Genomic DNA, 15458 nt, shown 5'->3' with positions numbered 1-15458 from the left:
CGCCTCTCGGCGCGGGGCACAACGCGGCTCCGAACGTCCGCGCGATCACCCACTGAAGTGGGCCCCGCGCGCGGTATTCCGCGAAGGCTATAGGTGAGGCCCGGGGGACACTTGCTACCACGCCGACCACCAGTGACTCTAACCCATCGGGACACCCTCATGTTCCCAAAAGCGCAGGGAAACCGGAGGTTATACAGCTCACAGCGCGTGGCCGGAATCGGCCCCGGGGCGGTTAGGATTCCGCCCGCGCGATACGGGTCATGGCGTCCCGCTCCCGGACCTTGACGCGCTTGCGGCCCTGCTCCTCGCCCAGTGAGTCCTCGTGGGCCTCCAGGCGCTGCCACCCGTCCCAGGTGGTGTAGCGGACGCCGCGCTCCTCCAGCAGCTGGAGGAAGGACTCGGGCTCCGGTTCGGAGGCCGGCGTGAAGTGGTCGCGGTCGGCCACGAGGTTGGTGATGGTCTCCAGGGCGTCACCCTTGGTGTGCCCGATGAGACCGACCGGACCGCGCTTGATCCAGCCGGTGGCGTAGACACCGGGGATGGCGCGCTCGTCGAGGTCGAGGACGCGGCCGCCGTCGTTGGGGATGACGCCCCGCTCCTCGTCGAAGGGCAGGTCGGTGGCGGGCGAGCCGAGGTAGCCGATGGCGCGGTAGACGGCCTGGACGTCATAGTCCACGAACTCGCCGGTGCCGCGGACGTTGCCGTCGCCGGTCAGCTCCATGCGCTCGGTGCGCAGCCCCTCGACCCGCTCCTCGCCGAGGACCTCGACAGGGCGGTGCAGGAAGTGCAGGTGCAGCCGCTTCTCCTCGCCGCGCGGGTCGCGGATGGCCCAGTTCTGCAGCACCTTGACGTTGGTCTTGACCTGGTTGGACTCCTCAAGCGCGGCGAGGCTCGCGTCATCGAGGTCGAAGTCCTCGGGGTAGACGATGACCTCGACGCCGGGCTGCTTGTCGAGCTCGCGCAGCTCCATGGGGGTGAACTTGCCCTGGGCGATCCCGCGCCGCGCGAAGACGTGCACGTCGGTGACCTTCTTGGCGCGCAGCCCCCGGTACACGTTGTCGGTGATGTCGGTGTCGAGGAGATCGTCGGCGTCCTTGGCGAGGATCCGCGCGACGTCGACGGCGACGTTGCCGGCGCCGATCACGGCGACGCTGGTCCCCTCGACGTGCCAGTCCGGGGCGACGTCCGGGTGGCTGTCGTACCAGAAGACGAAGTCGGCGGCGCCGTGGCTGCCGGGCAGGTCGATGCCGGGAATGTCCAGAGAGCGGTCGCGGTCCGATCCGGTCGCGAAGATGACCGCGTCATAGTGGTGCTGAAGGTCGTCGAGTTTGAGGTCGACGCCGTACTCGACGTTGCCGAGGAAGCGGATCTCGGGCTTGTCGAGGATCTTGTGCAGCGCGCCCTGGATCTGCTTGATCCGGGGGTGATCGGGGGCCACGCCGTAGCGCACCAGGCCGTAGGGGGACGGCAGCTTGTCCAGGATGTCGATGCTGACCGGGGTGCCGCTCGCGGCGAGAGTCTCGTCCTTGGTCAGCAGGTCCGCTGCGTAGATACCCGCGGGGCCTGCCCCCACGATTCCCACTCGCATCGGTCGCGTCATTGACATCTCCATTTCGTCGCGTCTGCTTCCGGGCGGCACTGTGGGGACCGAGTCGTGCCGCTCTCCACGTCACCCGGGACGCGGTAAATCAGGCAAGGCTAGCCTAATCTAATGCGTGAGGCTTTTTCATACTAAGTCGACTATAAAGGTAGACAACCCTGTTCCCCCCGCGATGCGCGGGGTGCCTGTATCTGCCTCAACAGCCGTTTCCGCCCAGGCCACAGCGGGCGAACGGCCCCAGCCCTTCGCACAACGCCCGCCAGGAGCGACAATCAGCCCGAAACGGCTGTGGGGAACCTCACGTCTCCCGCGGGGTGGGGGCCGTCATGCGCGACCGCGGGCCAGAGCCGGATCAGGAACTCCTCGCGTCCGCGGAGCCCCTGCTCGGCGATGCGGAACTCCACGGAGTGCGGATCGCGGTACCGGTGGAGTAGCTGATCATAGCGTTCGGCCACCGCGCGCCGCTGTCGGGCGTAGACCTCGGCGCGGTAGGGCCCGCTTCCGCCGAGCAGTTGATGGCGTACGGAGCGGCCGGGGATGTTCCCGCTCACGATGACCTGGCCGCGCAGGAAGACCGTGGTCGACGCGGTCTCCTCCCAGCCGCCGCAGGACGCCTCGGCGGGAGCCAGATCCCACTCCTCCAGGATGACGTTGACATCCACCCGGCCCTGCAGCGTGCTGAGCTCCAGATGATCGAACCCGCTGGCGAGGAGCGAGCCCCCGGCCAGGCCGCTGATGTCGGCACCACCGGCCCGGGCGCCGGGCCCATAGACGTGGAATAGCCCGTTCCCGGGGAAGACCGGGAACAGCAGCCTGGAAAGGCGTGCCACTGCTCCTGCACCTCCACGCTCTGGTGTCCGCACCCGGTGGCGGGCCGCCGGGGAGGGCAGCCCTCATCGGGCAGGACCGGCAGGGTGAGGGGACCGGTCTTGGAGAGACTCTAGACCCCGATCACGGCCGGTGTTCGGAGAATCGCGGAACTCCCCGAGCCGTCGGCTCGGAGCAGTGCCGCGGGAGGGGCGCGGCGCGGCCTGGCCGGCCCGCTAGCCGCCGTGCCGCGTCAGCTCGGCCTTGACCGAGCTGGCGTACTTGGCCACCGTCTCTTGGCCGGAAAGTTCCTGGATAGCGGCCATGATGGCGTCCGTCGCGGCCCGGCGGGAGCGTGCCTTGCCGTGCTCTTCGGCCCAGGCGGACAGGTCGACGGGCGGTCCGCAGCGCACCGCGACGCGGCGGAAGAACGCCGGGAGTCCGCGCCCCCGCGGTTTGATGCGGTCGGTCCCGATTAGCGCGATGGGGATTACCGGAACCCCGGACCGCAGTGCGAGCCAGGCCAGACCGGTCTGCCCCTTGTAAAGGCGGCCATCAGGGGAGCGGGTGCCCTCCGGGAAGATCCCGAACGCACAGCCGCCTTCCAGCACCCGCAGGCTGTTCTCCATCGCCTCCTGCGAGCTCTGGCCGGGCCGGCGGTCGACCGACAGCTGTCCGATGGCGCGGAGCGCACCGGCGAAGGCGCGCTGGGCGATGTTGCCCTGGGCGAACAGCTCCCGCTTGGCGATGAAGGTGACCGGGCGGCGCATGGCCACCCCGATGAAGAGCGGGTCGAGGTTGGACAGGTGGTTGGACGCGAGGATCACGGGTCCGTGCGCGGGGACGTGCTCGGCCCCCTCCACGCGGATCGGCCAGATGGCGCGCGTGACAGGGGCGATCACCGTTTTGGCGATCCCGTAGAGCGACACTGCGGTGTCCTTCATGGTGTGTTCGGGTCAGGGGTCGGCACGGGGGGCGCCGCAATGGCGAACCGGGGGTGCGGCGGCGGCGGTGGGCCGGTGCCGCCTGTGCACTGTATCGGTCTGGGGGCCGATGGCGCGGTCCGTCCCCATCACGCGTCACCGGAGCGGCCGCGGGCGAGGGTTGGGGAGCCAGAGGCGCGGGAAGCCCCTCAGGGCAGGAGTTTCGGTCGGGATTCCGGGGCCGGTCGTCGGGAGGAGCGGGTGAATCGTGTGGGACGGGTGGTGAGCTAGCTCTCACCTGCCCTAATCTGGTCTAGACCTCTGGGCAGTCGGAGGTTCGCGGAGCCACGGCTGGAGCGCTGGGTACACGGCACAGGGAAAAGAGGACGCAGCAGTGACACAGCTGGTCGACATCAGCCACCAGATCACCGCCGGGATGACCACCTACCCGGGGCTTCCCGGGCCGGAGATCGACGACCACCTGACCTTCGAGGACTCGCGGCAGAGGTACGCGCCGGGCACGGAGTTCCGGATCGGGCGCATCTCGATGGTCGCCAACACCGGCACCTACCTGGACACACCGGCGCACCGCTACCGCGACGGCGCCGACCTCGCCGACCTCGACTTGGAAAAGGTCGCGGGCCTTCCCGGACTGGTCGTGGAGCCCGAAGAGCGCGAGATCGGCCCCGAGGCCTTCAAAGGGCTGGACGTCGAGGGCCGGGCCGTGCTCATCCGCACCGGTTGGGACCGGCACTGGCGCACCGAGGCCTACGGTTTGCCCGAGCACCCCTTCCTCTCCGAAGCCGGAGCGCGGGCACTGGTCGAGGCCGGGGCCGCGCTCGTCGGCATCGACTCGGTCAACATCGACGACACCTCCGAGGCCGCGGGCGGTGCGCGCCCGGCGCACTCCGCCCTCCTCGCCGCGGGGGTCCCGGTCGTCGAGCACCTGTGCGAGCTGGGGCGGCTCCCCGCCGAGGGCTTCGCCTTCTTCGCGATCCCGGTCAAGGTGCGGGGCCTGGCGACCTTCCCGGTGCGGGCCTTCGCGATGGTCGGCGCCTGAGTGTCTGGACCTGGTCGGCCGCGAGCCCGGAGCGATGCGAGAACCACGACGTGGCGGCACCCGTGTAGGCAGGTCTGACCACGGGGCGGTACCGCGTCCTCACAGGTCGGCGTCGATCTCCTCCCGGGCACGGCGCTGTTCGCGCTGTGCCCGGCGCTCGGCCTCCAGTTCCGCACTGCGATGGTCCTGTGCCACGGCCGTGCGCATCGCCGACGACAGGGCGCGCAGCTCCATGTTGATGCGCGGGTAGTCCGTTAGCCGGGGCAGTGCCCCCAACCTCGGCGAGCGCCGCTCCCGCATCGCCGCCATCAGCTCGGTGAAGGCCAGGTCCACCCTCTGCAGTGTGATGAGGGATGCCCCGGGCGGCCGCTCCAGCGCGAGCGCCGCCAACGCCAGGTAGCCGGTGCGCTGCGTCGCGACGACCACCGGCCACAGAGGGCGGGTGGTCTTGGCGCGCGGCACGTCGCCGATGGCGCTGTCGTACACGCCGCGCAGGCTCAGCAGAGCGGCACGCAGGTCGCGGCGGAGCCGGTAGCGGCGCTCGGGGCCGATCGTGACCTCGGGGTCCAGCACCGCCACGACCACGGCGCGGGACCGGTCCAGAACATCGATGATCGTCTGCGGGAGCCGCGACGCCGACGCCCGGCGCCACAGCAGCAGCGCGCCGAGCATGCCGACCACCGAGCCGACGATGGTGTCGGTGATGCGTGTCCCGGCGAGCATGGCCACCGGGTAGGGGGCCGCCGTGTGGGCGAGCAGCAGGGCCATCGGGGTGAGGAACACGCTGCCGTAGAAGTAGTTCCGCCCGACCACGAGCTGCGTGAGCCCCTGGAACATCGCGGCCGTGGCGATGACAGCGAACAGGGGCAGGTCGATCGCCAGGAGCCCCGTGGCGATGGCGACGCCGATGAGTGTCCCCAGGGCGCGCTGCGTCGACCGGTTCACCGTGAGGACGACGTTGCCGCCCTGGAGGACCGCCGTCGCCGTGATCGAGATCCAGTAGAAGCGCTCGAAACCGAGCGCGAGGCCGATGAGCCCGGCGGCGGCGACGGTGATGCCCATGCGCAGGGCGGTCGGCCGGATCAGGGAATGGCGGCTCAGGCTAGAGCGCAGCGAGTTCATCAGCGCGGGGGAGCGGGTGTCGTACAGCTCCAAGCCCTTGCCCTCGTCCTCGTGCTCCGGGCGCCGCGCGGCCTGCGCGGCCCGGCTCAACCGGTTGTAGAGCCGCACCTCCAGCGAGCGCGGGCGCAGTCCCTTGTGCAGCCCGTCGAGCGTGGCCGGGTCCGGGCAGAGCTCCGGTTTGCCCACCGCGTCGGCCAGTCCGTCGGCGAAGTCGGCCGCGGCCTCGGGCAGCGGCTCGGTCCGCGACAGGGACACGTCGGTCGCGGTGAGGTGGATATCGGACACCCAGCGAAGCAGGGCCCGCAGCCGCGCCGCCGCGGGCGTGTCGCGGAAGCCGCGCGTCTGCGCCAGCAGCACGATCCGCCACGCCTCGGCGACCGCGAGCGAGGCCTCGTGTTGGACGTGGTCCAGGCGGGGTGTCCCGATCGCCCGCAGCAGCTCGGCCAACTGCCGAAACGCCTCGGCGACCGCCCGGTTCTCCGGATGCCGGCTCCGCACGGGCGCACCCGCCATCGACACCACCCAGCCCACCGCCGCCCCGATGGCCGCGATCCCGGCGTGCGCCGGCACGTCGGCCAGCCCGCCCGGAGCGATCGTGGAGATCGCGCAGACGACGACGAAGAAGATCGCGCCGGGCTTCTCGGCGCGCAGCGCCTGGCACAACCAGGTCGCGATACCCGCGACCGCTCCGATGGCGATGGCCGCCAGCCACAGCGTGGAGGAGGCCAGCGACCCGATCGCGACACTCGCGACGAATCCGAGCCCCACGACGGCCAGCGCGACAGCGCGGTAGCTGTAGGGGGTCTTCTTCTCGTAGAGGACGGTCATCGATCCCAGCGCTGCGAGCGTCGCCACCTGGGGACCGATCAGGACCAGCGCGATAGTGAACGAAACGGCCATGGCGATCGTCGCCTGGATCGCGGTGGTCCATGCCCACCCACCCGAGGCAAGCCCGAAGATCGCCGACAGATCGACTCGCTGCCGCGGCCGCTCAGCGATCTTCGACCGGACCCGTGTCGGTGGGTTCCAGATCGGCTCACTCGGTGTCGGATCGTCGCCGCTGCCTCTGGAATCCCCCTGGTCGCCCACGTCCCCCATGGTAAAGGGATCGTGATCTCCTCCCGCCCCGGCCAACCTGCACGACGCGTCCACCTGGTCCTCACCTGTCCGGGTCAAGTGCACTGCCACCCGAACCAGGTCCGGTCGAACCGATGTGCGGCGAGGTCCGCGGGCTTGACGAACCAGTAGAGGGTGCCCATGTCGCCCCAGCACATCTCGGCGCTCCAGTCGGAGTCGATCTGGGCGAGCAGCACCCACTCCGCGGCCTCGGCCAGGAGGGCGGGGTCGGAGAAGGAGCCGGGGGTGTCGCGGCCGAGAACACCCCGTGCCACTTCGCGCTCGACGGAGCCCTGAATCGCGACGGCGTGACCACCGACGCGGTGCTGGGGCGTGGCCGCAAACAGCGCCTCCCGGAAATCGGCCGCGCCGACGGCGTGGTGGGCCAGTCCGCAGCTCTCGGAGAACGCCGCGGGAAACGCCGCGCGGGCGACCGGGTGAGTGATGTCGGGGAACGTGCCGACGGTCCGCGCTGCCAGAGGCACCCGCGGATAGGGCTCGATGCCCGTGGGCGCCGTCCGCTGGGTGACCTCGGCGCCCGCTGGGACATAGATGACCCGCGCGCCGGCCTGGGATCCGGATTCGCGCGCTTCGACCAGGGCCTCGTCATCGTCGAACTGGCCGTCGAAATAGAAGAACTGCAGTGTTCCACCGGCCGGAAGGTCGATGTCGAGGTCGGAGGTGGGCAGCGCGGCGCAGTCCACCGACGCGATGAACGTCAGCGGTCCGTGCCCTGGCCACTCGGGCCATCCGGTCCCGATGGGCAGCGCCGGTTCGCCCCCAAGGTGCCCGGCACAGGGGCCGGAGGCCTCTTCGGTGGTCAGCCCAGCCGCGGGCCGCAGCAGGCCGGTCCACGTCACGGCGTCCTCTGGTGAGAGGAACCGATGAGCAAGGACGGTGTGGTGAGTCTTCCATGACGACATGGACAGAGATCATCGCGCATGCCAGCGACAGCCCTACGGGCGCTTCACCACCGCGGCCGCGGCTGGTCCGAGAGCTACGGAGAGGTATGGCGGGAACCGGAACCGCGAGGCAGAGCTCAGCCGTCCCCGGCCCGCACCAGCGGCGACGACCTGCCCGGCCCCGTTCAGCGGTCCGTATGGGTGCCCTCGGCCGCGGTTTGGGCGCCGTCGCGCAGGCGTTTGAGTTCGGCCAGGGTGTCGTCGAGGTGGGCTTCGGCGCGTGTGGCGCGGTGGAGGGCCTGGTCGCGGCTTTCTTCGATGGCCGCGAGGCGGTCGGCGGCGGTTTCCTTCAGCTCGGTCAGAGTGCGGGTCGCGGAGGTGCGTTGTTCGTCGAGTTCGCGGGCGAAGCGGGCGCGGTCGGCCTCGTGGGCCTGGCGAGTGCGGTCGAGTTCGGCGGTCAGCTCGGCGGCGCGAGCGTGGGCCCGCCGGGCGTCGGCCTCGGCGCGTTCGGCACGGCCGACGGCCTCGTCCTTGGCGCCGGACTCCTCGGCGAGGGCGTGGCGGAGCTGGTCGGCCTCGTCTGCCGCCTGTTCCCGGAGGGCGGTGAGTTCCTGCTCCGCCCGGTGGCGTTCCTGGTCGAGGGCTTCGGCCGCGTGTCGGCGCTCCTCTGCGAGCTTGCGCTCGGCGTCGGCGAGCCTGGCCTCGAACGCGGCGCGTTGGGAGTGGAGTTCTTCGGCTGCCTGCCGCGCCTGGTCCAGTGCGGCGTCGCGCTCCGCCTGGGCCGCGTCTCGCTGCTCCAGGGCCGTGTCCCGTTCGGCGTGGGCGGCCTCCCGGCGGGCGATGGCTTCGTCGGCCATGCGTTCGGCCGAACCGGTCGCGGCTGCCGCCGACGCCGCGGCGTCCTCGGCGGCGGCGCGGGCCTGTTCTGCCGCGCGGCGGCGGTTCTCCGCCTCCAGGCGAGCGGTGTCGGCCTCGGCGACACGGCGGGCGGCGTCCAGGCGGGCCGCCTCGACCTGGGCTTCGGCGCTGGCCGGGTCGGTCATGGTGCTGAACGCCTCGGTGGCGGCGCTGAGCGTCGCCGTAAGCTGTTCGGCCTGGACCGCGAAGCGGGTGAGGAGATCGTCGGCGCGGAGCCGGGCGCTGGTGACCGGGGCGGCGTCGGCTGGAGGAACCGGTGCCGTCCCGGTGCGGTGCGCGGAGGGGGCACCGTTCTGGGGTGGGGTCGGGCCCGTGCCGTGGTGCGCAATTTCCCCGTGGGGCCGGACGCTGTCCTCGCCGGCCGCGCGTTGGGCCTCTTCGACGGCGCGCTGCCGCTCCTCGGCTTCCTGCTGGCGGCGCTGGCGCTCGCGCCAGGCGCGCCATCGCGTGTGTTCGGGCAGGTCGCAGTACTCGGGAGGCCGCCCTGGGGAGCTGCTGCGCGGCACAGGGCGGTCGCATCCGGGGAAGTTGCAGGTGTTCGCGTCGGTTTCGAGGGCCACGCGGATGAGCCTATTAGTCCGGCCGGGGATGACCGCGCTCCCCGGCCGGAGCGTGCGGGAATCGGCCGCGTGGCCGGGTGCGGTCCTCCGCGGGGTCAGCTCTGGACCAGGCGCCGCAGGTAGGCGGGGACCGGAGTCTCCGTTGGCATGCCGGGGTCGGGGACCGGGGTTCCCAGGGTTCGGGTGATCGGGATGACGCCGGCCCAATAGGGCAGGTCGATGTCCTCGGGCTCGTCGCTGACACCGCCGGTGCGGGCCTTGGCCGCGACCTCCTCCAGATCCAGGCGGAGCACCGCGGTCTGGGCGAGTTCCTTGGCGGTGGCCGGGCGGCAATCGGCGGAGCGCTCGGGGATGAGGTGGTCGATGATGGCGTCCAGGGCCGTGCGGTGCTCCCCGGGGTCGGTCACGCGGTAGGCGGTCCCGTGCGCCACCACCGATCGGTAGTTGATCGAGTGGTGCACCCCGGAGCGGGCCAGGACCAGACCGTCGGTGCGGGTGACGGTGGCGCAGACGCGCAGGCCCTCCGCTGCGTCGCGCATCGGCCGGCTCCCCGTGGAGCCGTGCAGGTAGAGGCTGTCTCCGACACGGGCGTACAGCATGGGCAGGGCGACGGGCGCGCCGTCGGGCGACACGAAGGCGAGGTGGCAGATGAAGTCGGCGTCGAGGATCGCGTGCACGGTCTCGCGGTCATAGCGCATTCGGTCGCGGTTGCGCGACGGGGTGGTGCGGGGCGTCACGGCGTAGCGGGCGGGGGGAGTACTGCTCATGGGGGCACCTTTTGTTTTAGTTAGAAAATATTATGTACTAGTTTGAACTGACCCTCCCGCTCGCGCAAGGGCCCCGCCTGTGACGCATGACACGCGCGGGGCCCGTGGAGCGGCCGCTCCACGGGCCCCGCGCACACGCTGGCCTCGTCGCGCTGGACGGATCAGTAGCGCTCCCCCCGCGCCTCCGGCACGCCGTCGAGCTCCGCCAGCTCTTCCGGCGACAGCCGCACATCCCCCGCGGCGGCGTTGGACTCCAGGTACCGCGGCGTCTTGGTTCCGGGGATGGGAATGACGTGGTCGCCCTGCGCGCACAGCCAGGCGAGCGCGATCTGGGCCGGGGGCACCTCGCGCCGCTCGGCGATCGCCTTCACCCGGTCGGTGATGACCTGGTTGGCGGCGAGCGCCTCATCCTGGAAGCGCGGGTTGCCCCGCCGCCAGTCGTCCTCGGGCAGGTCGTCGACCGAACCGAAGCGTCCGGTGAGAAAGCCGCGCCCAAGCGGGGAGAAGGGGAGAAACGCGATCCCGTTCTCCGCGCAGAACGGCACGACCTCCGACAGTGCGGCCTTGTCCCACAGCGACAGCTCCGACTGCACGCTAGCCACCGGGTGGACCGCCATGGCGCGTTTGATCTCGACCACGCTCACGTCCGACAGGCCGATGGCCCGGACCTTGCCCGCCGCGACGGCCTCGGCCATCGCGCCCCAGCTCTCCTCGATCGGCACCTCCGGGTCGACCCGGTGCAGCTGGTAGAGGTCGACGTGGTCCGTCCCGAGCCGCCGCAGGCTGGCGTCGATGCCCGCGCGGATGTGCTCAGGGCGCCCGTTGCGGCGCATCGTGCCGCTGTCGTCGATGTACAGGCCCACCTTCGTGGCCAGGACCGCCTCGTCCCGGCGCCCGGCGAGCGCGCGGCCGACCAGCTCTTCGTTGGTGAAGGGGCCGTAGACGTCGGAGGTGTCCAGCAGGTTCACGCCGATGTCCAGCGCCCGGTGGATGACCGCGACCGACGTGTCGTCGTCTCGGTTCTGCGGGTCGTAGGCCCAGGTCATGCCCATGCAGCCGAGGCCGATGACGCCGACGCCCGGGCCGTCGGCGCCCAGGGTGGTGGTGCGCATGCGTTCGTCCTTAATCTTCCCGTGTACGGCGGCGGTGTCGGGCGACCCGCCAGACGGAAAGCCTGGACGTTGGAGCGCGCTCCAACGCAAACCTCGCGATGAGGAGGAATGCGAAGCAGTTCCCTAAAGCGCTACATTCGCCACCATGAGCGTCTCCCCGCCCCGCGGCATGACCATCTCCCAGGTGGCCGAGCGCACCGGACTCTCCGCCGACACCCTCAGGTACTACGAGCGCATCGGCCTAATCGACCCCGTCCCCAGGTCAATGACGGGGCACCGGGTCTACGGCGAGGAGCAGCTGGAGTGGCTGGGCTTCGTCCTCCTGCTGCGCGACACCGACATGTCGATCCAGGAGATGCTGCTCTACGCCCGGCTGCGCCGCGAAGGCGACGGCACGGCGGCGCGGCGCCGGGCCCTGTTGGCCGATCACCGTGCGCGGCTGGCCGAAGAGATCCGTCGGCTGGAGGGGACGGTTCGCTACCTGGACCAGAAGATCGGGATCTACGACGAAATGCTGGAGGCGGAGCGCGGCGCCGGCACCGACTCCGCGGACGCGCAGATCAGCGCGTGTCCCGCGCGGGCATCCGGGGGTGCGCGGAGCCGGTGATCGGACCACCGCGCGGTCGGGATCCGCGACGACGGCGGCTCCCGTCGCCGACCGGGCGTAGTGCCCGGCCGCGACGGGAGCCGCCGCATGCCGTCCGGGTGAGGTCAGTCGTGCGCGCCGACGCCGCCGATGCGGCAGACCATCGTCGTGACGAAGGGGCGGAACCCCTCCTGCTCGAAGAAGTGGATGTCGTCGGAGCTGGTGGCCAACGCCGTCAGTTCGATCTCGCGGACGCCCATGGCGCCGACCTGCCGCCGGATCTCCTCCAGCAGCGCCGACCGCACGCCGTACGCGGAGTACTCCGCGGGCACAGAGAGCGTCTGCACGACAGCGACCCGATCGCCACGATCCCACGACCCCTTCGGGTTCTCCCTGATCGTCACCATCGCGTAGCCGACGGGCTCACCGCCGCGCTCGGCGAGGACGGCGAGCGTGTCGGGGTCCGACAGCCAGCTGAGGTACTGGCTGCGCCGACGCCTCCAGGACTCCTCGGGGGACACCGACGTCACGATGTCCTCAAGGTGCGGGGCGATCGCGGTGTGCTGTTCGTGCAGGGCCATCCAGAGCTCGGCGAGCTCTTCGATCTCGTGGGAACCGAGGTAGCGGAACCGCAGCACGTCCGAAAGAGGGGTGCGCGGTTTAGTCACCAACGAAGTTTCCATGTTTTTCTCACCCGTTCCACCCGCAACGACGTGCCTACTCCCTGTTTTGGTCCAGACCAATCCAGGGGATGAGCTGTGATTCCGACATTACGTCCCAGTTCGATGTACGTGCGTCCTGGCACGAGGAAAAGGAGAGATCCTCATGACGGATCAGAAAGATTTAAAGGATTTCACGATCCTGGGGCCCGGCGGTGTCGGCGGCGTGCTCGCCGGTCTGCTCGCTCGCGGGGCCCCCGGGAACGGTGATGATGGTGATCACGGCCGCCGTGTCCGCGTCGTCGCCAGCGAGTCCACCGCCCGGCGCATCACCGCCGACGGGCTGCGAGTGGAATCCGAGGCCTTCGGCGACTTCACCGCGCACCCCGAGGCGCGCGCCGAACTGACCAAGCGGACCGACGTCCTGTTCGTGACGGTCAAAGCCACCACGCTCGACGCCGCACTGGAGCGGATCTCCGCCGACGCCGTCGAGGACGCGCTCATCGTGCCGCTCCTCAACGGGTTCGAGCATGTGGACATTCTCCGCTCCCGCTTTCCCCGCGCTCACGTGGTCGCCGCCTCCATCCTGGTGGCCGCGTCCCGCCCGAGCCCCGGTCGCGTTCAGCACACCGGATCCGTGACCAGCGTCGAGATGGCCGGTCCCGCGGCGGTGGCCGACCGGATCGACGCGCTGGCGGCGGCGCTTCGCACGGCGGGGATCACCGCCGACATCCTCGACAGCGAGGACAGGGTGCTGTGGAAGAAGTACTCCTTCCTGCTGCCCGCCGCACTGGTCTGCGCGCACACGCGGCTGCCCATCGGCGAGGCGCGCGTCACCCACCGGGCGACCATGGCCGGGATTGTGGACGAGGCCCGAGCCGTGGCGGCCGCGCGCGGTGTCACCATCGACCCCGACGAGGTCCTCAAGGTGGCGGACTCCCGCCCCGCACACGTCAAGCCCTCTCTACTGTTCGACCGGGAGAACGGCTACCCCATGGAGATCGACGCCCTCGGCGGCGCGCTGCTCCGGGCCGCGCGCGATGCCGGAATCGACACCCCGGTGACAGCGCGTGTCGTCGCCGACCTGGAGGCCGTCGACAACGCCCGGACCGCCTGAGCGGGGGCCGGTTCGTGTGGCGGGCGGGGTGCGCGGACCACCACGCACCCCGCCCGCGCGGGGTACAGCGGGGAGCGGACGACGGCGCGGAGGGCTCTGCGCGGAGGTCAGCGCCGCGTACCGTGGCGGCCCGAACGTGCACGGGATCACGTCTCCCCGTAACCGCGAGAGGTAACCGCGGTGTTTCAGCTCGCCTAAATTGTGATCATGATCGATGTGCGGCGATTGCAATTGTTGCGGGCGCTCGACGAGCACCACACCGTTGCCGGGACGGCCGAGGCGTTGCACGTGACCCCCTCCGCTGTTTCCCAGCAGCTCGCGACGCTGTCCAAGGAGACCGGGGTGACCCTGGTCGAGCGGCAGGGGCGCCGTTTCCTGCTCACCGGAGCCGCACGGGTGCTGCTGGAACACGCCGACGTCATCTTCGCGGAGATGGAACGGGCCAAAGCCGATTTGGCCGCCTACGCTGACGGCGCCGTCGGCGTCGCCCGCGTCGGATCCTTCTCCACCGGCATCTCCGACCTCCTCGGACCGGCCGTCGCCGGCCTGCGCGACACCCACGCCGGGTGGCGCTTCGAGATCGTCCAGGCCGAGCCCGAGGAAAGCACCGAGATGCTCCGCACCGGTGAGCTCGACCTCGCCATCACCATGTCGTCCGTGCACCTGCCGCACAACGGATCACCGGAGTTCCGGGCCGACCCGATCATGGTCGAGCCGTTCGACGCGGTGCTGCCCTATCACCACCCGCTGGCCAACTCCACCGACCTGGAGCTCGCCGCGGACCTGGCCGACGTCGACTGGATCATGTCGGCGCCCGGGACCGCCTGGTACGACTGCGTGACGGCGGCTTGCAACCAGGCCGGGTTCCAGCCGCGCATCGTGCACACCGTGGACGATTTCAGCGCGGTGCTCTCCCTGGTCCAGGCTGGGCTGGGGATGGCCCTGGTACCGCGCCTCGGCTGGACCGGACTGCCCGCGCCCAACATCGTGGTCCGGTCGGTCCGCAACACGGCGCGCCGCCACATCGTCGCGTTGAGCCGGGCGGGGGCCGACCCCGAGCCCCTGCTGAGCGCGGTGCGCGAAGCCGCGGCCAAGGTGCCGGTGCCCTCGGTCGGCCCCCTCATCGCCTCGACGGGGTGACGCCGCCGCGCCCCTCGGACGAGCCGCCCGAACAGGTCGGGGGAAGTCACGCGGGCGCTTCCGGGGCCGGCGGCGCGGAGAACGACACGGTGTCCGCGACGTCGTCCAGGACCTCGCGGGCCACGTCGTGCAGGTACTCGGCCAGCACCCGCATCGGCCGCCACGCCCAACCGCCCGTGCGGCTCACCAGGTAGATCCGCCGGTTACCGCCGAGCTCGCCGAGCGGGGAGTGGGTGACGCCGCGCCGCGTCACCGCCGCCAGCTTCGGCATCACGCCCACCCCGCGCCCGGACGCCACCACCTGCTCCACCACCTCAAGGTTGTCGATGCGGTGCCGGATGCGCGGGGCGAACCCGGCGGCGGCGCACATGCGCTGGACGAGCTCGTCCTCGTCGCTGCCGCGCGAGTTGGAGATCCAGGAGGCGGACTTCAGGGCGCTCAGCCGCTGCCGGGTCAGCGTTCGGCTGGACGCCGGCGGCCCGGAGGGCTGGGAGAGCAGCAGCGGCTCACTGCCCAGGCGATGCAACGTCAGGGTTTCCGGGAAGTTACGCGGTACCAGGCTGTACTCGTACACGAGCCCGATATCGGCGTCCCCCGTCTGCAGCAGGCCTAGCGCCTCGTCCGGCTCATGCTCGATGAGCCGGACGTCGATCCCGGGGTGGTCCTCGCGCAGTCGCCGCAGAGCGGGCAGCACGATCGGCGGCGCGGCGCTGATGAAGGTCACCAGGTCGATGCGGCCGACCGGTTCTCCCTCACCAGCGAACTCGGAGCGGGCCGCGGCGACCCGGGCCAGAATGTCCACGGCGTACTCGCTTAGGCGGTGCCCAGCCGGAGTCAGCCGCACCCGCCGGCCGTCCGGGACCAGCAGCGGGACGCCGACCTCCCGCTCCAACACCGCGAAGTGCTTGGAGACGGCCGACGTGCCCATGCCCGTGACCTCGGAAACCGCCGTCATCGTGCCCAGGCGCTCCAGCTCCACCAGCAGGTGGAGGCGCGTCAGATCCATTCACCAAAAGTACAAGATAAATCCACCATCGGTCCCTGGACAGAAACATAGGCCGAAGATCCA

14 protein-coding genes are annotated in these 15458 nt (G+C 70.9%); 4 read left to right on the top strand and 10 right to left on the bottom strand.

The annotated features are described in order from the left end of the window. Positions 1 to 232: 232 nt before the first annotated feature. The 3 genes from ABD259_RS22775 to ABD259_RS22765 all read right to left on the bottom strand — a co-directional run bounded on the left by ABD259_RS22775 (position 233) and on the right by ABD259_RS22765 (position 3336). Positions 233 to 1582 carry an FAD-dependent oxidoreductase gene (locus ABD259_RS22775; protein ID WP_344165253.1) on the bottom strand — a complete coding sequence of 450 codons (1350 nt, stop codon included), beginning with the start codon at positions 1580 to 1582 and terminating at the stop codon, positions 233 to 235. Between the two features lie 290 nt (positions 1583 to 1872). After that, positions 1873 to 2430: a hypothetical protein gene (locus ABD259_RS22770; RefSeq protein ID WP_344108337.1), complete on the bottom strand. Its 558-nt coding sequence runs from the start codon at positions 2428 to 2430 to the stop codon at positions 1873 to 1875. Between the two features lie 213 nt (positions 2431 to 2643). Beyond that, positions 2644 to 3336: a lysophospholipid acyltransferase family protein gene (locus tag ABD259_RS22765; protein WP_344108351.1), complete on the bottom strand. Its 693-nt coding sequence runs from the start codon at positions 3334 to 3336 to the stop codon at positions 2644 to 2646. 388 nt (positions 3337 to 3724) lie between these two features. Between ABD259_RS22765 and ABD259_RS22760 the strand changes: the two genes are divergently transcribed. Further along, complete coding sequence (locus ABD259_RS22760) at positions 3725 to 4390, top strand: cyclase family protein (protein WP_344165239.1); 666 nt, start codon at positions 3725 to 3727, stop codon at positions 4388 to 4390. Positions 4391 to 4489: 99 nt separating this feature from the next. Here ABD259_RS22760 and ABD259_RS22755 read toward each other — a convergent pair whose 3' ends face one another. The 5 genes from ABD259_RS22755 to ABD259_RS22735 form a co-directional block, all read right to left on the bottom strand. Beyond that, entirely contained in the window at positions 4490 to 6610 is a 2121-nt protein-coding gene (locus ABD259_RS22755) for an FUSC family protein (protein WP_344165238.1), read from the bottom strand. A 74-nt stretch (positions 6611 to 6684) separates the two neighbouring features. After that, positions 6685 to 7488 carry a YwqG family protein gene (locus ABD259_RS22750; RefSeq protein ID WP_344165237.1) on the bottom strand — a complete coding sequence of 268 codons (804 nt, stop codon included), beginning with the start codon at positions 7486 to 7488 and terminating at the stop codon, positions 6685 to 6687. 227 nt (positions 7489 to 7715) lie between these two features. Next, entirely contained in the window at positions 7716 to 9008 is a 1293-nt protein-coding gene (locus tag ABD259_RS22745; RefSeq protein WP_344165236.1) for a coiled-coil domain-containing protein, read from the bottom strand. A gap of 95 nt (positions 9009 to 9103) precedes the next feature. Next, positions 9104 to 9775: a pyridoxamine 5'-phosphate oxidase family protein gene (locus ABD259_RS22740; RefSeq protein ID WP_344165235.1), complete on the bottom strand. Its 672-nt coding sequence runs from the start codon at positions 9773 to 9775 to the stop codon at positions 9104 to 9106. A gap of 161 nt (positions 9776 to 9936) precedes the next feature. Then, positions 9937 to 10887 carry an aldo/keto reductase gene (locus tag ABD259_RS22735; protein WP_344165234.1) on the bottom strand — a complete coding sequence of 317 codons (951 nt, stop codon included), beginning with the start codon at positions 10885 to 10887 and terminating at the stop codon, positions 9937 to 9939. Positions 10888 to 11032: 145 nt separating this feature from the next. On the opposite strand from ABD259_RS22735, the gene ABD259_RS22730 reads away from it, so the two are divergent. Continuing rightward, positions 11033 to 11494, top strand: a complete 462-nt coding sequence (locus tag ABD259_RS22730; RefSeq protein WP_344165233.1) for a MerR family transcriptional regulator — start codon at positions 11033 to 11035, stop codon at positions 11492 to 11494. A gap of 104 nt (positions 11495 to 11598) precedes the next feature. Here the strand turns inward: ABD259_RS22730 and ABD259_RS22725 are convergent, their stop codons facing one another. Next, complete coding sequence (locus ABD259_RS22725; protein WP_425573561.1) at positions 11599 to 12141, bottom strand: GNAT family N-acetyltransferase; 543 nt, start codon at positions 12139 to 12141, stop codon at positions 11599 to 11601. A 157-nt stretch (positions 12142 to 12298) separates the two neighbouring features. On the opposite strand from ABD259_RS22725, the gene ABD259_RS22720 reads away from it, so the two are divergent. Next, on the top strand, positions 12299 to 13249 hold the full coding sequence (locus ABD259_RS22720; RefSeq protein ID WP_344165231.1) for a ketopantoate reductase family protein: 951 nt from the start codon (positions 12299 to 12301) through the stop codon (positions 13247 to 13249). Between the two features lie 207 nt (positions 13250 to 13456). Then, positions 13457 to 14389 carry a LysR family transcriptional regulator gene (locus tag ABD259_RS22715; RefSeq protein WP_344108311.1) on the top strand — a complete coding sequence of 311 codons (933 nt, stop codon included), beginning with the start codon at positions 13457 to 13459 and terminating at the stop codon, positions 14387 to 14389. 46 nt (positions 14390 to 14435) lie between these two features. Here the strand turns inward: ABD259_RS22715 and ABD259_RS22710 are convergent, their stop codons facing one another. Beyond that, a complete protein-coding gene (locus tag ABD259_RS22710) occupies positions 14436 to 15395 on the bottom strand; it encodes a LysR family transcriptional regulator (protein WP_344108309.1) in 960 nt (319 codons plus the stop codon). Positions 15396 to 15458: the final 63 nt, after the last annotated feature.

This window comes from Nocardiopsis rhodophaea (genome assembly GCF_039530945.1).
Classification (GTDB): domain Bacteria; phylum Actinomycetota; class Actinomycetes; order Streptosporangiales; family Streptosporangiaceae; genus Nocardiopsis_C; species Nocardiopsis_C rhodophaea.
Note: the sequence above shows the minus strand (reverse complement) of the source record. Positions and strands in the feature narration are given on the sequence as shown.